Origin of the sequence: Micromonospora sp. DT41 (assembly GCF_049841715.1) — a bacterium.
GTDB classification, from domain to species: domain Bacteria; phylum Actinomycetota; class Actinomycetes; order Mycobacteriales; family Micromonosporaceae; genus Micromonospora; species Micromonospora profundi.
On the sequence record NZ_JBNCKU010000002.1, the window covers coordinates 174,764 to 196,482 of the forward strand.

Below are 21,719 nucleotides of genomic sequence, written 5' to 3' on the forward strand. Positions count from 1 at the left end.
CCCGTCGCCCGGCACCCTCAGCTGGACCGTTCGGGACGCTGGCGGGCGAAGGCGTCCACCCTGCCCCAACGGCCCGGGATGTCCAGCAGCGCGATCCGGCCGTACGCCGACGGCAGCGCCGGATCGACGGCGAGATGATTCTCGTGCGGTTCGATGCCGAGCATCGTTCGGATGAGCAGCATGGACGCGCCACTGGACCACGCCTGCGGGCTGCCGGCCGTCGGGTACCGGACCGGGTAGCGGGTGGTGCAGCGGTCGAACCCGCTGAACGCCTCCGGCAGCCGCCCCTGAAAGTAGGTCGCTGCGGACAGGATCCCCTCGGCGATGCGCCCCGCCTCGCTGCGGAACCCGTACCGGCGCAGGCCCCACGCGATGAACGAATTGTCGAACGGCCACACGGTGCCGTTGTGGTAGCCCAACGGGTTGTAGCGGCCCTGCCCCTCGGCGAAGGTACGCACGCCCCAACCGGAGAACAGCGCGGGACCCATCAGGTGCTCGACCACCCTCGGAGCGCGCTCCGGCGGCACGATGCCACTCCACAGCAGATGCCCGATGTTCGACGAAAGGCTGTCCACCGGCGTCCCGTCGCCGTCGAGCGCCAGCGCGTAGTAACCCCGGTCGTCGAGCCAGAAGTCCCTGTTGAAGCGGTCGTACAGGGCCGCCGCCTCGCGTTCCAACCGGTCGGCGAAGTCAGGATCACCCCAGACGGTACGCGCCAGCCGCGCGCCGCGGATCTTGGCGTCGTAGGCGTACCCCTGGGTTTCGCATGTCGCCCTCGGGAAACCCGGCAGCCTCCCGTCGGCGAAGGAGATGCTGTCCCAGGAGTCCTTCCAGCACTGGTTCTCCAAACCGGTGGCACGGTTGCGCCGCTCGTACCAGATGTAGCCGGTCCCGTTCAGGTCCGCATACGTGTCGATCCACTCCAGAGCCGCACGGGCCTCCTGCTCCAACTCGATCACCAGAGCCCGGTCGCCGCTCCACATCTCGTACTCGTCGAGCAGAACCACGAACAGCGGTGAGGCGTCCACGGTGCCGTAGTAGGGGGAGTGCGGCTGCTCCTCGAACGCCGCCGACTCCCCGTAGCGCAACTCGTGCAGGATCCGACCGGGATCCTCCTCCAGTACGTCGTCGGTGCGGGCGCCCTGTAGCGAGGCGAGGATCCGTAGCGTCGGCGGGGTCAACGACGGCGTGACGGCCAGGGTCTGAAGGCAGGTCAGCAGGCTGTCGCGCCCGAACAGGGTCATGAACCAGGGCAACCCGGCCGCGGGTACGGTGGCGCCGCTCAGCGAGAGCGGGGCGAAGCGCAGCGCCGCCAGGTCGACAAGGCTGCGCTCGTAGACCTGTTGGAGCGGGACGTTGTCGGTGTCCAGTGTCGGGGCCTGCGCAACCCACTCCCGCACGCTTTCGGGCAGTGTGGAATCGTCCGGGCGGAGCGCCCGCACGGCGGTCCGCAGATCGACACCGTCCGGGCGGAGCGCCCGCATCACCACGTCCAACCGGGTCGACCACTGCTCCCCGGGCCGCAGCCGCGACGTGAACCGCAGCCCCTGCGGGTCGAAGGTTGCCGGCTCACTTGCCGTCACCGAGACCTCGCGGCGGAACGTGCCGCGGCGGTAGCCCAGCCGCAACTCGGTCGGTTCGATCTCGGTGTAGTGACTGCCGACCTTGTCGTGCGTGTCGAACTTGATCTCGAAGATGTCGGCGAAGTCGGCAGCCACCTCAAGTCGTACGTCCAGGTCGACGTCCTCATCGCCGTAATTGAAGATCGTCAGCGACTCGGTCAGGTCCGGCCCGATCCAGCGCCGCCGGATCGCCGACACGTCGGCCTGCACGTAGTCGACAGCCCCACCCGGCACCACGAAGAACGTGGCCTCGTAGTACTTGCTGTCGTCCACCGACAACGCGTTCAGGCGTTCCCCGTTGACGGTCAGCACCCAGCGGGACAGGAAGCGCGTGTCGGCGGCGAACAGCCCCACGGGCGCGCTCGACGACGACTCCACGTCACCGCTGGCGTCCGAGACGATGAAGGTGCTGCCGTCGAGGCACGACACGGTGCCCGGGATGTCCCTCATCTGGTCCCGTTCGTCGGCTCGGCGGCGGCACCGCGCCGTACCTCGACCTCCGACGGAAACAGCCGGCCGACCCGTAACGCCAGAGCCAGATCACCGTCGACCAGGATCTCGCCGCGGGTGATCGCCGCCAAGCCGTTCATCTGGCCCAGCGCCATCGACTCCGCGACCTGCGCGGACACCCGGATCACAGTCCCGGCGGGGCCGTCGTCCTGCGTCACCCGCAGACGGCCGTGGTCGATGGCCAGCAGCCACCGCTGCACATGGTCACCGTCGCGGATGTCGAACCGGATGCTGCCCCGGACCTTGTCGAACCGTGGATCATGGTCGGTAGCCGCCAAGCGTTCGAAGAAGGCACTGGTCGCCGACATCCGACCTCCGCGGGCGCTGGTAGGAGCACCCGTCGGCTACCCGCTGTGCGTGGCCGCTAACCTTCACGGCGAAGGCTCCACCGGCGGGATCCGTGACCCAGGTCGAGGGGTGGCCGCATCGCCCACGGCTCACGGCGCGAGCGTGACGCGCGACCAGGTGATCCCGTCGGTGGTGACCAGGGCGTGGTCAGGCTCTCCAGTCGACCCGTCGTCGCGCCCGAAGAGCCAGGCGTAGCCGGGCGCGACGCTGACCGAGCCGACGAGCCGGCCGTACTCCCGCGCGACAGTGAAATGCCGCCCGCTGTCCCGGCTGGCCAGGAGCTTCGCGCGCCGTTCAGGCTCGGTACCCCCGCCCGGGGTGATCACCAGTAGGGATCCGTCCGACCCGACAGTGAGGTCGTAGTATGTTTCCACCGGCAGGTCGGCGCCGGTGTCCGTCCACGTCTTCGCACCGTCCGTGGTCCTCAGGAGCTTCACCCCACCGGTCGTCTCCCGCGGGGCGACCAGCAGGTACCCCTCCCGGTCGTTGAGCCCGACCACCGACACAGCGCTCGCATCGTCTCCCACCTCCCAGGTGGTCCAGGTAGCGCCCCGGTCGACGCTGCGGGCCACCGTCGATCCCGAGGTGCCTCCCATCCGGTAGATCGCCCAGATGCTGCCGTCCGCTGCCGGGTAGAGGCTGAACAGCGGACGCCAGGAGGGCGCCTTGGCGGTGAGCCGATACACCGTTCCACTCGACGGGTCCACCGCCAGCGGCTCCGCCAACGGTCCACAGCCGAACCCGCAGAGGACGGGTCGGGCCGTCGCCGGGAACGTGGGTACGGCGACGATCGCGGAGTTTCCGTCCCGCCAGGTACGGCCGTAGTCGGTGGAGAGGCGGGGCAGCCCTGAGTCCGTGACCAGGTAGGACCGCTCACCGAGTACGGAGAAGTCAACGCTGCTGCCCGGCGTCGCGGTGGCGATACCGGCCGTACATCTCGTGCCCTCGAAGCGCGCCGCGTCCCAGTCCGACCAACTCCGGCCGCCGTCGCCGGTGTACGTGAAGTGCAGGACGCAACCGTCCTGCCGCACGTCGACCCCGGAATCGGGCCCGGTCAGTGTGAGTTCCCTGAACTGCGCGGGCGACCGCTTCGCCGGGTCGACTGGGGCGGCCCGGTCTGGCTCGCCGACCAGCGGTACAACAGCGAGACCGGACAGCGCGACAAGGGCGACCGCTACCATCGCGATCGACCGGTGTCGGCGGGACCGGGCCGCGGATCGCAGCTCTTCGACGGGCGGCTGCCGGACGGCCTCGGCGACAACGTCCACGTCGAATTCGGAGAACTCACGACCGGACATCGATCCTCCCGGTTTCCGTGGTGTCGGTGTGGGCAGTTTTCTCGGCTTCGGCTCTCTCAGGTACGGCTCTCTCGGGTACGGCTCTCTCGGGTTCGGCGAGCAGCGCCGCCAGGGCGTTCCGTCCCCGGGACAGCCGGGACTTCACCGTTCCGGCCGAGACACCCAACGTGGCGGCGACCTCGTCCACCGGCAGGTCGACCAGGTAGTGCAGCGCCAGGGCGTGCCGCTGCCCCTCGGGCAGTACGCGCAGGGCGGCGAGCAGGGCGAGGTGGTCCGGGGAGTGGTCGGCGACGGCTGGCGGCGGGCCAATGCGGCGCAGCAGGCCGTCGAGCACGCGGCGGCGGCGGTACCGGCTGCGGGCCCAGTTCACCGCGACCCTGCGCAGCCACGCCTCCGGGTTCTCCAGTCCGGCGAACCGCCGTGGCGACACCAGTGCCCGGGTGAACGCCTCCTGGACTGCCTCCTGCGCCTCGTTCAGGTCACCGGTCACCGCGTACAACTGGACCACCAGCCGTCGGAAACAGCCGGCGTAAAGCTCGGAGATCAGATCGCCGTCCGACACCGTCACCTCCCTTCTCCACCACTCCCACCAACGGGCTGGGAAGAAGGTTCCAGTGGGCGGTCAGGATATGACGCCGGACCTAACGGATCAGCCCAGGTCGAAGTCGACCACGACAGGCGCCCGTCCGACAGGCACGGGGGTCGCGGTGTCGAAGCCGGCGGCGTCGCGGTGCCACTCCGGCAGCCGGTACGAACAGTCGCACCGCAGCTTCACCCGCTGCCCCGGAAGCAGACGCAGCGTGTACGAGCTACCGGCGTCCGCCACGCCGACCAGGTCACCGGTGACCGTGTTGAAGGCCACCACCTGGGCGTAGGTGGCCAACTCGTCGACCAGGACCGATCCGCTGACCACCGTCCCGGCGGTGAGCGCCTGATTCGCCGTCACCGTCCGGTCGCTGCGTACCCGCACCGGCCGGGCCAGCAGGCGGTTGGCCACGCCGCCGGACCACTGGGTGGCCCGCCCGATCGCTGTGAACTGCAACGGCCAGTGGTACGGCCCGAGACCGGTCACCGTGTAGCGGCCCTGCTCGTCGGTGAGGACGCCGTTGTCGCCGTACTTGGGATGCGGAAGGAATGGCACCACAAGCACGCTGGCGCCGTAGATCGGCTGGCCGGTGGCCGCGTCGGTCACCACCCCGACGATCGTGCCCGGCGGGTCGAGGCGTACCTCTGGGGCCCTGGTCACCGCGCCCCCGCGCACCTGGATCACCTGGGCGCGCTCCCGCTCGCCGGTGCCGCCGTGTCGCCCCACCCACTGCGAGCCGTGCCGGGCGGTGTCGGACGGCCGGACCAGGAGGCGGTAGCGGCCGGGCGTTACCCCGTCGACGCTCAGATTTCCCTGCTCGTCGGTGCAGCCGGCGTGGCGGCCGGACTGTTCCTCGCCGAGCATGACCGAGGTCAGCGCCACCAGGTCGACGGGAACGAGTGCGGCACAGGCCCGGGGGACCGGTGCTCCGGTGCGGGCGTCCCGGACCACGCTCCGTACACCGCCGGGCGTGGCGGTTTTCGACGTCGTGGCCGCTGCGGCGGACGCCGCCGGCAGCGGGGGAGCGGCGTGGGCGCCGGGCGGTGCGATGGCCTCGACGGCGAGGAGTGCGACGGTGGAGGCGATGGCGATCAGACGGACCGAGGCACGGCTCATGACGGAGTCCCTTCCGGAGCGTGGCGGCAGCCCGACCGTAGCGACCCAGCCCCGATGCGTGCGTGTCGTGTCGCCAAGGTGACGTCAAGACGCTCATGTCGGGGAGGCGTTCTGGGCAGAAACGGACACCGGAGGTGGGGCTACGGCATAGCGTCACGGTGGCGGCACCACCGCCGCGCCGCCGCGCCGCCGGCGGGCACGCCGAGCGGAGAGGACCGGACGTGGACCATGTCGACGGGGTACGCCTACCGGAGCTGGACGGGTCGCCACCCAGGAAAGCCCTGCCACGTACCTTGGGCTGGTTGAGCCTCGCGCTCGGCGTCGGCGCGCTGGCCGAACCCACCCCCCTTGCCCGCCTCACCGGGGTCGACGACTCCCCGGCGGCGGTGGCGATCATCCGAGCTGTCGGTCTGCGGGAGCTCTCGCACGGCGCAGCCCTGGTCGCCGGCCGCCATCCGGGGGGCTGGGTATGGACCCGGGTGGCCGGCGACGCGCTGGATTTGTCGCTGCTCGGTCGGGCGCTGGCGCACCGTCGTGGCGAGCGACGCCGACGGCTCGCGCTGACCACCGCAGTGATCGCCGGCATCACCGCCGTCGACCTCGCCGTCGCCGTCGCCGCGACGCGTGCCCGCCGCGCCCGCGACCGCATGATCCGGATCAGTCTCGGCGTCACCGTCAACCGCTCGCCCGCCGAGGCGTACCGCTTCTGGCGCGACCTGGAGAACCTGCCCCGCTTCATGGCCCACCTGGAGTCGGTGCGTGCCGACGACCTGCGCCGCTCGCACTGGATCGCCCGCGGCCCCGCCGGCCGGCACATCGAGTGGGACGCCGAGATCATCGACGATCAGCCGAACCGGTCCGTGGCCTGGCGGTCGATGCCCGGCGCCCAGGTGCCCAACGCCGGTCGCGTCCGCTTCCTGCCGGCGCCGGGCGACCGGGGCACCGAGGTACGCGTGCAGCTCGCCTACGCGCCGCCCGCCGGGTCGCTCGGCCGCGCCGTGGCGAAGCTGTTCGGTGAGGAACCCGAGCAGCAGGTCCGCGACGACCTACGCCGGTTCAAGCAGATGCTGGAGGCGGGCGAGGTGGTCCGCTCCGACGGCAGCCCCAACGGCATCTCCGTGCGCCAGCAGGTCATGCAGCGCCCGGCCCAACCATTGCCCGACACCCGCCGCTGACCGCGACACACCTCAGGGGATCCCGCATGAAAGCCACCGCCTGGATGGGCACCGACCACGTCAAGGTGATCGACGTGCCCGACCCGAAGCTGATGAACGCCCGCGACGCGATCGTGAAGATCAGCACCACCGCGATCTGCGGCTCCGACCTGCACCTCTACCACGGCTACATCCCGGCGATGCGCAAGGGCGACATCCTCGGACACGAGTTCATGGGCGAGGTCGTCGAGGTCGGCCCGCAGGTTCGCAACCTCAAAGCGGGCGACCGCGTCGTGGTGCCCTTCCCGATCGCCTGCGGGCACTGCTCCTCCTGCCAACGTGGCCTCTACTCGGTCTGCGAAAACTCCAACCCCAACGCCGGCATCGCCGAGAAGGTCATGGGCCACTCGCCGGCCGGCATCTTCGGCTACTCCCACCTGCTCGGCGGGTACGCAGGCGGCCAGGCCGAGTACGCCCGGGTGCCGTTCGCCGACATCGGACCGCTCAAGGTGCCCGACGAGATCCCCGACGACCAGGCAGTGGCGCTCGCTGATGTGTTCCCGACCGGCTGGATGGGCGCCGAGATGTGCGACATCAAACCCGGGCAGGTCATCGCCGTCTGGGGTGCCGGGCCGGTGGGGCTCCTCGCCGCGGCCAGCGCCCGCCTCCTCGGCGCCGAACGGGTCATCGTCATCGACCGGCTCCCGTACCGGCTGCGCCTCGCCGAACAGCACGCCGGCGCCGAGACGATCAACTACGAGCACACCGACGTGCTCGACACCCTCAACGAACTGACCGCCGGCCGGGGACCCGACGCGTGCATCGACGCCGTCGGACTGGAGGGCCACCACGGCAACGCCGCCATCTACGCGTACGACAGGGCCAAGCAGGCCACCCGCACCGAGACGGAGCGTCCGTTCGCGCTGCGCGAGGCGATCCTCGCCTGCCGCTCCGGCGGAGTGGTGTCAGTCATCGGCGCCTATGGTGGCGTCGTCGACAAGTTCCCGATGGGCGCGTTCATGAACCGGTCACTGACAATGCGTACCGGCCAGTGTCACGTTCAGCGCTACACCCGGCCGCTGCTGGAACGCATCCGGCGCGGCGAGATCGACCCGAGCTTCGTCGTCAGCCACCGCATGCCGCTGCGCGACGCCCCGAAGGGCTACAAGATCTTCCAAAAGAAGCAGGACGAGTGTACGAAGGTGCTGCTCAAAGTCTGACCAGCGCACCCGCAGGCCCTCCGGTCGAGAGAAGCTCGCCCGCCAGTCGCGGGCCCGTCGCCCGCTCGTCGCGGGCCCGTCGCCCGCTCGTCGCGGGCCCGTCGCCCGCTCGCCGCGGGCCCGCGTCGCCCGCTCGCGCGGTGCCTGCTCGCCCGCCGCTCGCCGTCTATCGCCCGTGACTGCCCCTGGTGGGCGCGCCTGCCGTCGTGGGCCCGTGCATGCTCCGTCATCGGACCGCGTCTACACGTCGTCCGCTGCCGCCCGTGGTCGGCTGGTCGTACCAGAGTCCGGTAAATCTCTCCCACCTGCCGAGATATCTACGATGATCCACTCGGTTTCATTGAAATCGGGCTGTCTACCCCACTGGGACACCCCGATTTCAATGAAACCGAGACGATCTTGCGCGCCCCGGGCCCGTGCCCCGCGCGCGTGTCCGTGCCCCGCGCTGTGCTCCCTGGGGGAGTGGCGGGTGGGGACGGGGGCGGGTGGAGGTTAGGGGATCGGCCACTCGTGAACGGGGCGGTTGCTGTGCATCAGCGTCACGTAGTGCCGGACCACCTCGCGTAGCGCCTCCGGCCGGTCGAGGTGGTCGGCGGACTCCAGGCGGTGCAGCGTCGCCACCTGCCAGGTGGCGCCGTTGCGGCCGGTCAGGCAGCGCTGCTCGATGATGCTCAGCAGTCGGTCGCGCTCTGCCGTGTCGAGGCCCCAGCGGTCCAGGCCGTGGTGTGCCAACGGCAGCAGTCGGCGCAGCACCAGCTCGGTGACCGGAAGGTAGCCGAGACTCGGCCAGAAGACCTGGGCGTCGATGCCGTACCGGGCGCAGCTGTTGAAATTCTCCTCGGCGGCGCTGAACGACATCTGCGACCACAGCGGCCGGTCCGACTCGGCGAGGGCGCGGACGAGTCCGAAGTAAAAGGCGCCGTTGGCGATCGTGTCCAGCACTGTGGGGCCGGCGGGCAGCACCCGATTTTCCACACGCAGGTGCGGGCGGCCACGCGACACGTCGTACACGGGGCGGTTCCAGCGGTAGATCGTGCCGTTGTGCAGCCGCAGCTCGGACAGGTTGGGCACCCCGCCGGCCGCGAGGGTCTGCGCCGGATCCTGAGCGTCGCAGACCGGCAGCAGCGCCGGGAAGTAGCGCACGTTCTCCTCGAACAGGTCGAACACGCTGGTGATCCACCGTTCGCCGAACCAGACTCGCGGTCGTACCCCCTGGGCTTTGATCTCTTCCGGCCTGGTGTCGGTGGCCTGCTGGAACAGCGGGATGCGGGTCTCGCGCCACAGCTCCCGGCCGAACAGCAGCGGCGCGTTCGCGCCCAACGCCACCTGGATGCCGGCGATGGCCTGTGCGGCGTTCCAGTAGTCGGCGAACTGCGCCGGGCTGACCTGGAGGTGGAACTGGGTGCTGGTGCAGGCCGCCTCCGGGGTGATCGTGTCGGCGGTGACCGACAACCGCTCCACCCCGCTGATGGAGATGGGCAGGTCCTCGCCACGGGCGGCGAAGATCTGCTCGTTGAGCAGCTTGTAGCGGGGATTCGCCGAGAGGGTGTCGGCGGTCAGGTGCTCGGGCCGCAACGTCGGCAGGATTCCGATCATCACCATGTGGGCGCCGATGGCCCGCGCCTTCTCCTCCGCGGCGTTGAGGCTGGCCCGCACGTCCTCCTCGAAATCGGCGGTGCCGGTGCCGGTCAGCCGGCGCGGCGGCACGTTGATCTCGATGTTGAACTGGCCCAGCTCCGTCTGGAAGTGCGGGTCGGCGATCGCCGCCAGGACGTCGGCGTTGCGCATCGCCGGGTCCGAGGCCTCGTCGACGAGGTTCAGCTCGATCTCCAGCCCGGACATGGGCCGGTCGATGTCGAACCGCGACTCGCGCAGCATCTCGGCGAAGACGTCGAGGCAGTTGCGGACCTTTTCGCGGTAGCGGGCCCGGTCCTCACGACTGAAGGTGCGTACGCCGACATCTTCGCCCATGGTCACCACCCTGTCACCGCTGGTTCCCCTAACCTTGCACGGCTGTGCGGGCGGGGGAAGACCCGACGCGCCTTTCCTACCCACTGACGGGCCTGGTGATCCCTGTCGCGCTCGCGTGGTCCGTGCGGAGGTGACCCAGCGGCGCCGCTATCATTGCCGCGCGAGAGGTGGTGGCGTGCGGATGCGCGAAAAGGTGACCCGGCTGTTCGTCGCGGCGGCGATCGCCGAGGCCTGCTCCTGGCTGGCCCTGCTCGTCGGGATGGCCGTCAAGTACGGCCCGCCGGACAACGAGCTGGGCGTGAAGATCTTCGGCCCGATCCACGGCGGCCTCTTCGTCGCGTACGGCCTGCTGGTCCTCGCCATGGCCCGCCTGCACCGGTGGAGCATCCCGGCCACCGTCGTGGCCCTTGCCTGCGCCGTGCCGCCGTTCGCCACGATCGTCTTCGAGCGCTGGGCCCAGCGCCGGGGCATGCTCGGCAGCGTCGAGCGGCCCACCCGCGTGCCCACGCCGGTCGGCTGACCAGCCAGTCCAGGCGTGCCCGTCCCGGTCAGGTCAGCGCGGAGCAGGCCGTCACACCGGCGAGCAGGAGTACGCCCACCAGGGCCTGCAACAGCAGCGGCGGGCCGAGGTGGGACCAGAGCGTGGCGGTACGCGGGGTGAGCAGCTGCCCGGTGGTGAGGTTGACGATCCGCTCGATCCGGGGCGGCAGATCCGGGTCGCGTTGCGCGCGCAAAGTGAGCTGGACATGGTCGGCGGGGTGCAGGGCGCTCTGCGGCAGATGACCGTGCAGCTCCACCTCGCAGAGCTGGCCTGCCGTGTTGCGCAGCCGTACCGGCGTGACGAGGTATTCCGGGCCCTTCTTCAGCTCCTTCCAGCGGCGCCTGGTGCCGCCGCCGCCGAAGGAGAAGAGGGAGCGCAACAGCAGAGCGGGCAGCCGGGCGAACGCCGCGGCGGTGAGCACCGCGACGAGCACCGGTTGACCGATGCGTACCTCGCGGGTGTAGCCATCCAGGAGGCGGACCAACCGCCCGGTGACGATCCGTTCCGTCGGGTGAACGATCCGACGTGTATCGAGGCCGCTGTCCATTTCCACCACCGAGAGTCCGCGTGTGTTCACTCATCGTATCGATTTCGCCGGTTGAACGACGTGAATGAAACCTGGTCACGGGGTCACGGCCGCGAGGTGACATCCCTGGCGACCCGGGTAAGCGGGGGGTCGAGCTGGAAAGGGGTCGAGCATGCAGCTGTCCTTCCTGCGCCCGCTCTACGACCGACCCGGGCCGTGGTGCTCGGTGTACCTGGACGCCTCCGCTGACACGGAGGACGCCCATGCCGCGCTTGATCTGCGCTGGCGTGCCCTCGAACGCAGCCTTGCCGAACAGGGCGCGGACGAGCCGAGCATCGCCGCGCTGGACCGGGTGATCCGGGGCCACGACCCGATGGCCGGGGACTACGGCCTCGCGGTCTTCGCCAGCCACGGCCGGGTGGTGCTCTCCGAGTACCTCTCCGCGCCACCGCTGCGCGACCTGGCGAGCTTCGGGCCGTTGCCACACGTGATGCCGCTGCTCGCCCAGCGCGGCGAGCAGGTGGCATGGGTACGGGTCCTGGCCGACCGCACCGGCGCCGACGCGATAGCGATCAGCGCCGGAGGGGTGCCCCGACGGGCGCACGTCTCCGGGCGGGACAGCTTCCCGCTGCGTCGCGTGCAGCCTGGCGGCTGGTCCCAATCGCACCACCAGAGGGCCGCCATGGAGGCGTGGCACCACAACGCCGGCGACGTCACGGCGGCGACAGTCGAACTCGCCGAGAAGGTCGGCGCGGAGGTGGTGGTCGTCGCCGGTGACGTCCGCGCCACCGGAATGATCGCCGCGCAGATGCCCGAGCGCTGGCAGGACGCGATGGTGCGTACCGACGCCGGCTCACGGGCCGGCGGGGCGGACCAGACGCTGCTGGACGACCTCACGGTGCAGACCATCGCCGAGGTCGCCGACCAGCGGATCACCGCCGCGCTGGACCGGTTCGGCGTGCAGGAGGACGTCGGCGCCGGCCTCGACGCTGTCGTCTCGGCCCTGCAACGCAACCAGGTCGACACGATGCTCATCGTGGACGATCCGTCGGCAAACGGTGAGCTGTGGATCGGCGCGGAGCCGACCGAGATCGCCGTCGACAGGGGTCAGCTCGCCGCCATGAGCGTGGACGACCCGCAGCGGGTACGCGCCGACGCGGCGCTGGTGCGGGCGCTGGTCGGCACCGACGCGGCGCTGACAGTGCTCGGCCCGGACGAGGCGCCCGACCTGACCGACGGCGTCGGTGCGGTCCTGCGGTACGTCGACGCGAGCACGCCGGGGCGGGGCAATGGCTGAGCGCGTCGTCGCCGACCTCCTTGTGGAGCGACTGCGCGCCTGGCGGGTGCCACGCGTGTTCGGCTATCCCGGCGCGGCGATCGCCCCGCTCGTCGACGCGCTCGACAACTCCGGCGGCGACCCGGCGTTCATCCCGGCCCGGCACGAGGAGACGGCCTCGTTCATGGCCACCGGGCACGCCAAGTTCACCGGCGGAATCGGGGTCTGCCTGGCCACCCAGGGGCCGAGCGCTGTGCAGCTGCTCAACGGCCTCTACGACGCCAAGCTGGACAGCAAGCCGGTGGTGGCGATCGTCGGCGAGGACATCACAGGTCCGCTCGGCGGCGCGCACCAGCAGATCGGGCTGAGTCGACTGTTCGGTGACGTGTGCAACCAGTTCGTGCAGTACGCCCGCAGCCCGGAAGCTGTGGCGTCCCTGCTGGACCAGGCGTTCCGTACGGCGGCGGCGACCCGCAGCCCCACCTGTGTGGTGCTGCCCCGGCATCTGCAGGAGGCGGTGGTGCCCAAGCTGCAGTCGCTGGGCGCCGGTGTGATCACCGCGACGCCGGGGGAGCCGCTGGCCCGGGTGCTGCCGCACGAGGTGGACCTAGAGGCCGCCGCGCAGGTGCTGGGCAGCGGTCAGCGCACAGCGATCCTTGTGGGTCAGGGTGGCCGGGGAGCGGCCGCGGAGATCATCGAGCTGGCCGATCGGCTGGGCGCCGGGGTGGCCACGTCGCTGCTGGGCAAGCCGGTCCTCGACGAGCGTCTGCCCTTTCACGCCGGGGTGCTCGGTGAGGTCGGCACCCCGGCCGCGGCGGAGCTGATGGGCGGCTGCGACACGCTGCTGCTCGTCGGCACGAACGATCCGTGGACCGACTACTTCCCGATGCCCGACCAGGTCCGTGCCGTGCAGATCGACATCGACGGCACCCGGATCGGCAGCCGCTATCCGGCGGATGTGCCGCTGGTCGGCGACGCCGCCGAGACGTTGCGGGCGCTGCTGGCCCGGGTGCAGGGCCAGCCCAACCAGCAGTGGCGGACCACAGTGCAGGGCGCTGTCGACAGGTGGCGGGCAGATGCCGCCGACCGGGCCGCCCAGCCCGCCGAGCCGGTCAATCCGCAACTGGTGCTCCAGGAGCTGTCCAACCGGATCCCGCACGTCGGGTCGGTCGCTGTCGACGTCGGGTCGGTCCTGTTCTGGTACGCCCGGCACCTCGTCCTGCCACCGGGGGTGAACGCGCAGTTGTGCGGCACGCTCGGCTCGATGGGCTGCGCCCTGCCGTACGCGGTGGCCGCCAAACTCGCCACGCCCGACAAGCCCGTCATCGCGCTTGTGGGTGACGGCGCCATGCAGCTCAACGGCCTCGCCGAACTGATCACGGTGTCGCACCACTGGCAGAAGTGGGCCGATCCGCGGCTCGTGGTGCTGGTGCTCAACAACCGTGACCAGTCCGGCATGGGCGGCGGCCGACCGGTGTCACCCGACACGACGACCCGCCGCCCCGACGTGCCGTACGCCGGATGGGCCCGGCTGTTGGGGTTGCACGGCGTGCGGGTGGACCGACCGGAGATGGTCGGCGCGGCCTGGGACGAGGCGCTGGCCGCGGACCGTCCGTGCGTACTCGAAGCGGTGGTCGACCCCGCCGTGGCGCTGGCCCCGCCGGAGCCGGCCTTCGCCGACCTGCGCGGCCTGTACGCCGAGGGGGAGCCGGCCCGGCGGATACGCGAGCAGGTGGAGCAGGCCGTGGCCGTGCAGGATGTCGTTTAGGCGCATCCGACCAGGGCATCAGTAGCGGCCCTGATGATGCTGGAGGTCCCATGTCGGAGCCCGTCGACCGCCGTTACGGTCCTGCGCCTCTGCCGCAGCCGCGCGGCCCGCTGTCCGCCGCCGTGACCGGTGCTCTGCGGGGTACGCCGCACGACCTGCCGTCCGCCCTCGGCGCCGACCTGGACCCGGCCGACGCGCTCACCGACGAGGACCTGCAACTGACACTGTTCCTCTGCTACGAGCTGCACTACCGCGGCTGGCGGGGTGTGGACGAGGGCTGGGAGTGGCAGCCGACGCTGCTGGCCCTGCGGGCCCGCGCCGAGCGTCCCTTCGAGGCGGCGCTGCGCCGGCTGGTGGGACCGCAGCCGGTGCCGCCCGGCGGAGTGGCAGCAGGGCTCGCCGCGCTTGTCGAGGCCGACGACGGCCCGCCGTTGGCCCGTACGCTGCAACGGCACGCCGACCTCGCCCAGTTCCGTGAGTTCGTCGCCCACCGTTCCGTGTACCACCTGCGCGAGGCGGACCCGCACAGTTGGGCGCTGCCCCGCCTCGGCGGGCCGGCCAAGGCCGCCCTCGTCGAGATCCAGGCCGACGAGTACGGCAACGGCCGGCTGGAGCGGATGCACGCCGAGTTGTTCCGGCGCACCCTGGGCAGGCTCGGCATGGACACCGACTACGGCGCCCACCTGGACGCGGTGCCCGCCGTGACCCTTGCGACAAACAACCTGATGTCGCTGTTCGGTCTGCACCGGCGGCTGCGCGGGGCGCTGCTGGGGCACCTCGCGGCCTTCGAGATGACGTCGTCGCTGCCCAACCGCCGGTACGGCAACGGGTTGCGCCGCCTCGGCCTGGACGAGGTGGCCACCCGCTTCTACGACGAGCACGTGGAGGCAGACGCGGTGCACGAGCAGATCGCCGCGCACGACCTGTGCGGCGGTCTGGTCCGGGCGGAGCCGGCGCTGGCCGGCGATGTGCTCTTCGGCGCCGCGGCCGCGCTCGCCGTGGACCGGCTGTTCGCCGCGCACCTGCTCGACAGCTGGGCGGCCGGCCGTAGCTCGCTGCGCTCACCCGCCCCGCCGCCCGCCGCCCTGGCCGCGCCGGCGTCCATCTCGCTCGCCGGGGCGGTCTCCGGCGCGCGGGCACTGCCGGCCGAGCCCGTCGTCGCCTGACAGCGCTCAGCCGGTGTCGCGGGCCGCCCCCCGGCATCCCCTGCGCGTCCTTTGTCGTGGGCCGCCCCCGGCATCCCCTGCGCGTCCTTTGTCGTGGGCCGCCCCCGGCACCCCCTGCGCGTCTCCTTTGCTTTGCTTACCCCCACGCAACAGAGCGGGGGCGTAAGTGTTGCGTGGGTTGAAGCAGTGCAAAGGACGCGGACATTACCTTCCTCCCGGCGCTGCGGCGGCGGGAGCGCGCCCGGTCGGGCTCGGGCGGGCGTGATCGCGAGGCGGCCCCTGCGGGTCCCGCGTGCCAGTACCCCGGTCTGGAGCGGTCCCCGGTCGCCGGCCAGCTCAGCGGCCTTCGACGGTCAGTGCTCGCGGGCGGTGCCGGCACGGAAGTTGACCATTTTGTGGGTGCCGTCGCAGAACGGCTTGAGCGCCGACTTGCCGCACCGGCACAGCGCCACAGTGCCCCGGCGGGCGTCGATCCGCTCGCCGTCCGGGGTGACAAGCGCGAAGTCGCCACGGACCAGCAGCGGTCCGTCCTGGTACGGGGTGATCGTGGCGGCGGGCAACTCGCTGGCGTCGTCGGTGCTCATGGCCCCGGAAGTGCCCGCCCCGGCCGCGTCGAAACCGGTGCGGTCGCCCGGGACCCGACGGCTGGCAAGCCCGCTGCCGCCGTGCGGGGGCGATCGTCGGCCAACGCCACGGATGACCGGCGCAGCCCGCCGACCTGTGGATTCGTGCCGCCGGGTGGGTGATGTGCCGTTTGAACCCCATCGGGACGGGAAGCCGGGCCGCGTGGTGAGCGAACGAGGCAAGGTGGAGCCGGTGCACACGGTGCGCAAGGGGCTCACGGCCAATGGTGCCGGTCTGGCCGGCGACCGGGTGGTGGCCGTGGGCAGCGCCGCCCGGGTGCTGGTCGCCGCCACCGCACGGGCGCTGCGCGGCGCGGACTGCGCCGATCTCGGTCAGGCCGGGCCGATGTCCCGCTTCCCCGGCGCCCCCGAGCCGGTACGCCGCGCGGTGGCCACCCGGGCCGCCGGCCGGGTCGTGCTCACCGACGGCCAGGTCGACGAGGTGGACGGGGCGCGTGTGGCGCGCTGGTTCGTCGACCAGTACCCGAGGGGGCAGTACCCGGGTGTGCTTCTCGGCGGCCCGCACGGCGCCGCGGCGCACCTCGCGGTGGCCCTCGGCGTGCCGTGGCTGCCGACAGGCTTCGAGATGACAGCGCAGTGGCCCGGCGGCGCCGTGGACCGCCCGGCCGAGGCCCTGGAGCACGGTGGGGCGCTCGCTGCCCGGCTGCACGCCGGCAACCCGGACCTGCACCTGCGCCAGGTGCACTGCCCGGCCAGCCGGGGGTCGCTGAGCGGGGTGACGGTGTCGCTGGCGGCGCGTTGGCGGACGCTGCCGGCCGCGTACACGCAGTTCCTTACCGACCGGTTGAGCGCGGGCGCCCCCGTCGTGCTGGTACGCGACGCGCGGAGCTGGCCGGTGCTGGAGCGCGGTCCCGGCCACAGCTTCCAGGTCGGATGCCCGTCCAGCGGACTGGACCCGGTGGACTTCCACAGGGACAGCCACGCACTGCGGCAGGTGCTGCGTTCCGTGGGCGGGGATGCCGCCCGCTGGGAGCCGCCGGAGGTGTCCGTGCCGTCCGGTGACGCCGAGCACGGCACCGACTCGGGGTTCGAGCTGGCCAGCCGGGACTGGGCAGCCCGCCACCAGCATCCGCTGCACCGGGTGCTGGTGCCACGACCGGCGGCGCTGAGCGCGGCGGTGGCCGACCTGTACCGGCGGTGGCTGCGCGACGCCGGCAAGACCGGTGACCGGCTCGTGGTGGAGTGCGGCCGTTTGCTCGACCCGTGGCAGGTGGTGCGGGCGGGGTTGGTGCCGTACTGGTGCGAGAACGCCACCCGGCGCAGCGTGGACGAGGCGGAGTGGTGGTTGGCCGGCAGCGAGGCGTTCAGCTCGGTGGACGTCCTGCCCGAGCCGCCCGGGGTCCGCTCGCCCGCCCTGGCCGGGCTGCCGCAGTGGCTGGCGGTGGCGGGCTTCGGCCGTCGGCGTCGTGCCCTGGACCGGACCACCGCCCGGGGGTATCCGGTGACGTCGGTGCCCACCCGCCGGGCGACGGAGGTGCTGCGCGCCCAGCCGTACGACCTGCCCGTTCCGCCCCCGCTGGGGGCCGCTGAGGCACTCTCCGTGCTCCGCGACAGCGGCAGCCACCAGGGGTTGCTGGTCTCCTGAGGCGGAGCACGCCGAAACTTCCTCGCGAACCCGGGGTCCCGTGATTGAGTACCTACGGAGCGGGAACATCGCTGACTGCGACGGCCTGATTGCGCTGCGCAAAGGCGGTGTCGCCCGCTGGCATCCCAGTCACTGACCCACTTTCCGGCCCGGTGCGTGGCTCGACCACGCGCACGACCGGTTTCCCGATCCGGGCGGGGGACCTTCCTGAGGGAGGCGCGGATGTTCGGACAGACGAGCACGGGCACGACCAGCACCACTACCACTCCACCACCCACCGAGCGTGGTCTGGAGGACCTCGACGCGGCGGCACTGGCGTACGCGGCCCGGATCGAAGGGCTGCCGCCGGAGCGGCGGCAGGAGGCACGGGACGACCTGGTCCGCTTCGCGCTGCCGTTCGCCGGTCGGCTGGCCCGCCGGTACCGGGGGCGCGGAGAGCCGCTGGAGGACCTGGAGCAGGTGGCCCGACTGGGGCTTGTGAACGCCGTCGACCGGTATGACCCGGAACGAGGCTCGTTCACCGCGTACGCGGCGATCACCATCGTCGGGGAGATCAAGCGGCACTTCCGGGACCGCACGTGGGGTGTGCACGTACCCCGGCGGTTGCGTGACCTGATCCTTGAGGTGGGGCAGGCGACCGCCGCGCTGACAAGCGAACTGTCCCGGGCGCCGTCGGTGGCCGAGCTGTCGGCCCGGCTGGAGACGCCGGAGGCGGAGATCCTCGCCGCGCTGGAGTCGGCTGCCGGCTACAGCCCGGCGTCGCTGAACGCGCCGGTGGGCGGGGAGAGCTCCGCGGAGTTCGGTGACCTGGTCGGCGAGTCGGACAACGCGCTGGAATCCGTCGACGACAGGGTGACCGTCAGCGGGCTGCTGCACCGGCTGCCCTGGCGGGAGCGCCGCATCCTGGCCATGCGTTTCTACGGCAACCAGACCCAGGCGGAGATCGCCGCCCGGTTCGGCATCTCGCAGATGCACGTCTCCCGGCTGCTGTCGCGGGCGTTGACCTGGCTGCGGCAGGCGATGCTCGCCGACGCGCCGCCGCCGTGGCAGAACGGCGCGGCCGAGCCGGACCCGGGCAAGACCCGCATCTCGGTGAAACAGAACGGCGACCGGGTGGTCGTGGAGGTCGGCGGCGAGATCGACCGGGACGGCGCCGACCAGTTGCGCCGCGCGATGCTGGAGGCGGTCACCGGCCAGCCGAGCGAGGTCGTCGTCGACCTGGTGGGCGCGGGTGGCTTCGACGCCGGCGGGATCGCCGCGCTGATGGCCGGGCGGGACGCCGCGGAGCGCACCGGCGTGCCGCTGCGGCTGACCCGGGTGCAGCCGGCGGTACGCCGCTCGCTCACCGCCGCCGGCATGGCGCCCGCCCGGGACTGACCGGGCGGCGGTCGCGACCGTACGCAAGCAACGAGGGCCGACACCAGCGCGGTGTCGGCCCTCGTTCGCGTACCTGTGTCAGCGTTCCCCGGTCTCGCCGTCGCTGTGCGGGTGCCGCCACCGCTCGTGCGGCCCCGGCGCCTCGTCGGGGTCCTGCGGCGCGTCGCTGTTCTCGAAGCTCGGTCGGCGGACGTCCTCGGGCTCCGGCACGTCCACCGGCCGGGCACCCGACTCCGGCGCCGGCTGGTACGCGGCTGCTTCGGCCGCGCCGTGCGCGCCCTCGCGGGCGGGCGACTCCGGCGCGTGGTGTTCGAGGTGCATCTCGTCGGCCAGGTGCTGCGGCGGTTTGGTGGTGCGCTGGGGCAGGTCGCGGCCCAGGTCGGCGACGAACGGGCCGTACTTCAGGTCGAACGCCGGCCGCTCGGAGCGGATCCGGGGCATCCGGTCGAAGTTGCGCAGCGGGGGCGGGCAGGTGGTGGCCCACTCAAGGGAGTTGCCGAACCCCCAGGGGTCGTCCACCGTCACCATCGCCCCGTAGCGCCAGGACTTCCACGCGTTGTAGATGAAGAACAGTGTGGACAGGCCGAGGACGAAGGCGGAGATGCTGGAGATCATGTTGAGCGTGGTGAAACCGTCGCTGGGCAGGTAGTCGGCGTACCGGCGGGGCATCCCCTCGTTGCCCAGCCAGTGCTGCACGAGGAAGGTGCCGTGGAAGCCGATGAACATCGTCCAGAAGTGCGCCTTGCCGAGTCGCTCGTCGAGCAGCCGGCCGGTCATCTTCGGCCACCAGAAGTAGTAGCCACCGAACAGGGCGAACACCACGGTGCCGAAGAGCACGTAGTGGAAGTGCGCCACGACGAAGTAGCTGTCGTGGGTGTGCCAGTCGGCAGGCGGGCTGGCCAGCAGCACCCCGGTGAGCCCGCCGAGCAGGAACGTGACAAGGAAGCCGACGGCGAACAGCATCGGTGTCTCGAAGGTGAGCTGGCCCTTCCACATGGTGCCGATCCAGTTGAAGAACTTCACGCCGGTGGGCACCGCGATCAGATAACTGAGGATGCTGAAGAACGGCAGCAGCACCTGGCCGGTGGCGAACATGTGGTGCGCCCACACCGTCATGGACAGCACGGTGATCGCGGCGGTCGCCAGCACCAGCCCGGTGTAGCCGAAGATCGGCTTGCGCGAGAACACCGGGATGATCTCGGTGATGATGCCGAAGAACGGCAACGCGATGATGTACACCTCGGGATGGCCGAAGAACCAGAACAGGTGTTGCCAGAGCATCGGGCCGCCGGTGGCCGCGTCGTAGACGTGCGCGTTGAGCAGCCGGTCGGCCGAGAGCCCCAGCAGCGCGGCGGCCAGCAGGGGGAAGACAAGGATCACCAGCAGGCTGGTGAACAGCATGTTCCAGGTGAAGATCGGCATCCGGAACATCGTCATCCCGGGCGCGCGCAGGGTCAGGATCGTGGTGATCAGGTTGACCGCGCCGAGGATGGTGCCAAGGCCGGAGACGACAAGGCCGAGCACCCACATGTTCGCGCCCACGCCGGGGCTGTTCGAGGCGTCGCTGAGCGGGGTGTACGCCGTCCAGCCGAAGTCCGCCGAGCCCTGCGGCGTGAGGAATCCGCCGATGACCATGAGGCCGCCGAACAGGTACAGCCAGTAGGCCAGCGCGTTGAGCCGGGGGAACGACACGTCTGGCGCGCCGATCTGGATCGGCACGATGTAGTTGGCGAACCCGAAGGCCGCCGGGGTGGCGAACAGCAGCAGCATCACCGCGCCGTGCGAGGTGAAGAGCTGGTTGTACTGCTCGGCGGAGAGGATCTGCATCCCCGGGCGGGCCAGCTCGGCCCGGATCAGCATGGCCTCCAGCCCGGCCACCAGGAAGAACGCAAACGACGTCAGCAGGTACAGGATGCCGATCTGCTTGTGGTCGGTGGTGCCGAGAAACCTGATCAGGGAGTTGCCGGGGACCGGTGCCCGTACCGCTCCGGGGAAGCCCCCGAAGCGGGCCGGCGCCAGGATCGCCGGGCCCCGATCTCGACCGGGTTCCGTGGTTACCCGCTTGGGCATGGCATTCTCACCCCGTCGTGACGGCAGAAAGGACGGGCGTACCTACCCGACCCTCCCACCATAAAACCAGGCGAGAGCGGTAATTTCGGTCAGATCGCCGGTACCGGTGGAAGCACCCCGAACTGTCAGGTCGCGGGCAGCATCGCCCAGACGGCCTTGCCCTGGCCCGCCGGCACGCTGCCCCACCGCTGCGCCAGCTCCCGGACCAGCATCAGCCCACGACCACCCTCGGCTCGCAGACTGGCCTCGGCGGGCTGGGCCGGCGCGCCGCTGCCGTCCACCACTGCCAGATGCAGGTACGGCCGGCGCAGGGTCACCGTCACCTGCATGGGCGTGCCCGCGTGCCGTACGACGTTGCCGACAAGCTCGCTGAGCACCAGGGCGGCCGGACCGGCGGCGTCCGGCAGGTTCCACCGCGCGCACGCGTCGCCCACCAGCTCCCGGGCCCGCCGGCAGGCCTCGGCCACCGGCTCGAACCGGGCCCGGACCCGGAACGACGTGGCCGCGCCCGCGAGCCGGGTGGCCTCCGCGCAGTCCGTTGACACCGGCACCACACGGCACGTCGTCGACTCCGCCAGCCAGCGGGCGGCGACCGGTGGCGGAGCGCACAGCACCACCGGCACGGCAGGCCACTCCTCGGCCCTCCGGGCCGTCGCCGCGAAGACCGACAGCGCCAACCGATCCCGTACCGCGACGTCGGTGAGATCGACCACCAGCGCCTCCGGCTGGGTGGCCAGCGCGGCGCCCAGCGCCTGGTGAACGGTGCGCATCGTGCCCAGATCCAGCGGACCGCTGAGCCGAACGACCGCCACCGGCGCCGCGTCACGCACCTCGCAGACGATCCGGTCGGACATGGAACCTCGCTTCGGCTGGTGTGTCGGGATCTGCGAACTACCCGACGTCGAGCCGGACCAAACCGGCCCGCACACGCGCCGCTGCCG

General features: G+C 71.5%; 18 protein-coding genes. 8 read left to right on the forward strand and 10 right to left on the reverse strand.

The window, feature by feature from the left end:
• Positions 1-17: 17 nt before the first annotated feature.
• From ACLQ23_RS04740 to ACLQ23_RS04760, 5 genes are all read right to left on the reverse strand, one after another.
• On the reverse strand, positions 18-2,063 hold the full coding sequence (locus tag ACLQ23_RS04740; protein ID WP_425880438.1) for a glycogen debranching N-terminal domain-containing protein: 2,046 nt from the start codon (positions 2,061-2,063) through the stop codon (positions 18-20).
• 5 nt (positions 2,064-2,068) lie between these two features.
• On the reverse strand, positions 2,069-2,440 hold the full coding sequence (locus ACLQ23_RS04745; protein ID WP_355629555.1) for an SCP2 sterol-binding domain-containing protein: 372 nt from the start codon (positions 2,438-2,440) through the stop codon (positions 2,069-2,071).
• Positions 2,441-2,569: 129 nt separating this feature from the next.
• Positions 2,570-3,778 (reverse strand): WD40/YVTN/BNR-like repeat-containing protein, encoded by a 1,209-nt coding sequence (locus tag ACLQ23_RS04750; RefSeq protein WP_425735565.1) that lies wholly within the window; start codon positions 3,776-3,778, stop codon positions 2,570-2,572.
• The gene (locus ACLQ23_RS04755) at positions 3,765-4,340 is read right to left on the reverse strand and encodes a sigma-70 family RNA polymerase sigma factor (protein WP_425880384.1); all 576 of its coding nucleotides are present in this window, start codon (positions 4,338-4,340) and stop codon (positions 3,765-3,767) included. Before ACLQ23_RS04755 ends, ACLQ23_RS04750 begins: the two co-directional genes overlap by 14 nt.
• 87 nt (positions 4,341-4,427) lie before the next feature.
• Positions 4,428-5,480, reverse strand: a complete 1,053-nt coding sequence (locus ACLQ23_RS04760) for a carboxypeptidase regulatory-like domain-containing protein (protein ID WP_425880385.1) — start codon at positions 5,478-5,480, stop codon at positions 4,428-4,430.
• Between the two features lie 158 nt (positions 5,481-5,638).
• Between ACLQ23_RS04760 and ACLQ23_RS04765 the strand changes: the two genes are divergently transcribed.
• Positions 5,639-6,655 (forward strand): SRPBCC family protein, encoded by a 1,017-nt coding sequence (locus ACLQ23_RS04765; RefSeq protein ID WP_355594880.1) that lies wholly within the window; start codon positions 5,639-5,641, stop codon positions 6,653-6,655.
• A gap of 26 nt (positions 6,656-6,681) precedes the next feature.
• Entirely contained in the window at positions 6,682-7,854 is a 1,173-nt protein-coding gene (locus ACLQ23_RS04770; RefSeq protein WP_425880386.1) for a zinc-dependent alcohol dehydrogenase, read from the forward strand.
• Between the two features lie 492 nt (positions 7,855-8,346).
• Here ACLQ23_RS04770 and ACLQ23_RS04775 read toward each other — a convergent pair whose 3' ends face one another.
• The gene (locus ACLQ23_RS04775) at positions 8,347-9,825 is read right to left on the reverse strand and encodes a glutamate--cysteine ligase (RefSeq protein WP_355594876.1); all 1,479 of its coding nucleotides are present in this window, start codon (positions 9,823-9,825) and stop codon (positions 8,347-8,349) included.
• Between the two features lie 181 nt (positions 9,826-10,006).
• Between ACLQ23_RS04775 and ACLQ23_RS04780 the strand changes: the two genes are divergently transcribed.
• Positions 10,007-10,345: a DUF3817 domain-containing protein gene (locus ACLQ23_RS04780; protein WP_355629647.1), complete on the forward strand. Its 339-nt coding sequence runs from the start codon at positions 10,007-10,009 to the stop codon at positions 10,343-10,345.
• Between the two features lie 28 nt (positions 10,346-10,373).
• Here ACLQ23_RS04780 and ACLQ23_RS04785 read toward each other — a convergent pair whose 3' ends face one another.
• A complete protein-coding gene (locus tag ACLQ23_RS04785; protein WP_355595070.1) occupies positions 10,374-10,922 on the reverse strand; it encodes a hypothetical protein in 549 nt (182 codons plus the stop codon).
• A gap of 142 nt (positions 10,923-11,064) precedes the next feature.
• Here ACLQ23_RS04785 and ACLQ23_RS04790 point away from each other — a divergent pair, with 142 nt between their 5' ends.
• The 3 genes from ACLQ23_RS04790 to ACLQ23_RS04800 are packed head-to-tail and all read left to right on the forward strand — an operon-like array spanning position 11,065 to position 15,102.
• Entirely contained in the window at positions 11,065-12,189 is a 1,125-nt protein-coding gene (locus ACLQ23_RS04790; protein WP_355594874.1) for a Vms1/Ankzf1 family peptidyl-tRNA hydrolase, read from the forward strand.
• Positions 12,182-13,936, forward strand: coding sequence for a thiamine pyrophosphate-binding protein (locus ACLQ23_RS04795; RefSeq protein WP_425880387.1), 1,755 nt, complete (start codon positions 12,182-12,184; stop codon positions 13,934-13,936). The genes ACLQ23_RS04790 and ACLQ23_RS04795 overlap by 8 nt, the downstream gene beginning before the upstream one ends.
• Positions 13,937-13,986: 50 nt before the next feature.
• The gene (locus ACLQ23_RS04800) at positions 13,987-15,102 is read left to right on the forward strand and encodes an iron-containing redox enzyme family protein (RefSeq protein ID WP_425880388.1); all 1,116 of its coding nucleotides are present in this window, start codon (positions 13,987-13,989) and stop codon (positions 15,100-15,102) included.
• 353 nt (positions 15,103-15,455) lie between these two features.
• On the opposite strand, the gene ACLQ23_RS04805 is transcribed toward ACLQ23_RS04800, so the two are convergent.
• Positions 15,456-15,686 (reverse strand): CDGSH iron-sulfur domain-containing protein, encoded by a 231-nt coding sequence (locus tag ACLQ23_RS04805; protein WP_355594869.1) that lies wholly within the window; start codon positions 15,684-15,686, stop codon positions 15,456-15,458.
• A gap of 241 nt (positions 15,687-15,927) precedes the next feature.
• On the opposite strand from ACLQ23_RS04805, the gene ACLQ23_RS04810 reads away from it, so the two are divergent.
• Both ACLQ23_RS04810 and ACLQ23_RS04815 read left to right on the forward strand, forming a co-directional pair.
• Positions 15,928-17,331, forward strand: a complete 1,404-nt coding sequence (locus tag ACLQ23_RS04810; protein WP_355595069.1) for a hypothetical protein — start codon at positions 15,928-15,930, stop codon at positions 17,329-17,331.
• Positions 17,332-17,553: 222 nt separating this feature from the next.
• Positions 17,554-18,708: a SigB/SigF/SigG family RNA polymerase sigma factor gene (locus tag ACLQ23_RS04815; RefSeq protein WP_355594867.1), complete on the forward strand. Its 1,155-nt coding sequence runs from the start codon at positions 17,554-17,556 to the stop codon at positions 18,706-18,708.
• Between the two features lie 78 nt (positions 18,709-18,786).
• Here the strand turns inward: ACLQ23_RS04815 and ctaD are convergent, their stop codons facing one another.
• Positions 18,787-20,778: a cytochrome c oxidase subunit I gene (ctaD, locus tag ACLQ23_RS04820; protein WP_425735568.1), complete on the reverse strand. Its 1,992-nt coding sequence runs from the start codon at positions 20,776-20,778 to the stop codon at positions 18,787-18,789.
• 125 nt (positions 20,779-20,903) lie between these two features.
• On the reverse strand, positions 20,904-21,632 hold the full coding sequence (locus ACLQ23_RS04825; RefSeq protein ID WP_425735569.1) for an ATP-binding protein: 729 nt from the start codon (positions 21,630-21,632) through the stop codon (positions 20,904-20,906).
• Between the last annotated feature and the right edge of the window lie 87 nt (positions 21,633-21,719).

Bases quoted from the DNA above. Each gene is read 5' to 3' on its own strand.
- ACLQ23_RS04780 (WP_355629647.1), top strand. From the start codon at position 10,007: ATGCGCGAAAAGGTGACCCGGCTGTTCGTCGCGGCGGCGATCGCCGAG.
- ACLQ23_RS04750 (WP_425735565.1), bottom strand. From the start codon at position 3,778: ATGTCCGGTCGTGAGTTCTCCGAATTCGACGTGGACGTTGTCGCCGAG.
- ACLQ23_RS04800 (WP_425880388.1), top strand. From the start codon at position 13,987: ATGTCGGAGCCCGTCGACCGCCGTTACGGTCCTGCGCCTCTGCCGCAG.
- ACLQ23_RS04770 (WP_425880386.1), top strand. From the start codon at position 6,682: ATGAAAGCCACCGCCTGGATGGGCACCGACCACGTCAAGGTGATCGAC.
- ctaD (WP_425735568.1), bottom strand. From the start codon at position 20,778: ATGCCCAAGCGGGTAACCACGGAACCCGGTCGAGATCGGGGCCCGGCG.
- ACLQ23_RS04825 (WP_425735569.1), bottom strand. From the start codon at position 21,632: ATGTCCGACCGGATCGTCTGCGAGGTGCGTGACGCGGCGCCGGTGGCG.
- ACLQ23_RS04745 (WP_355629555.1), bottom strand. From the start codon at position 2,440: ATGTCGGCGACCAGTGCCTTCTTCGAACGCTTGGCGGCTACCGACCAT.
- ACLQ23_RS04790 (WP_355594874.1), top strand. From the start codon at position 11,065: ATGCAGCTGTCCTTCCTGCGCCCGCTCTACGACCGACCCGGGCCGTGG.
- ACLQ23_RS04775 (WP_355594876.1), bottom strand. From the start codon at position 9,825: ATGGGCGAAGATGTCGGCGTACGCACCTTCAGTCGTGAGGACCGGGCC.
- ACLQ23_RS04760 (WP_425880385.1), bottom strand. From the start codon at position 5,480: ATGAGCCGTGCCTCGGTCCGTCTGATCGCCATCGCCTCCACCGTCGCA.
- ACLQ23_RS04815 (WP_355594867.1), top strand. From the start codon at position 17,554: ATGTTCGGACAGACGAGCACGGGCACGACCAGCACCACTACCACTCCA.
- ACLQ23_RS04805 (WP_355594869.1), bottom strand. From the start codon at position 15,686: ATGAGCACCGACGACGCCAGCGAGTTGCCCGCCGCCACGATCACCCCG.
- ACLQ23_RS04795 (WP_425880387.1), top strand. From the start codon at position 12,182: ATGGCTGAGCGCGTCGTCGCCGACCTCCTTGTGGAGCGACTGCGCGCC.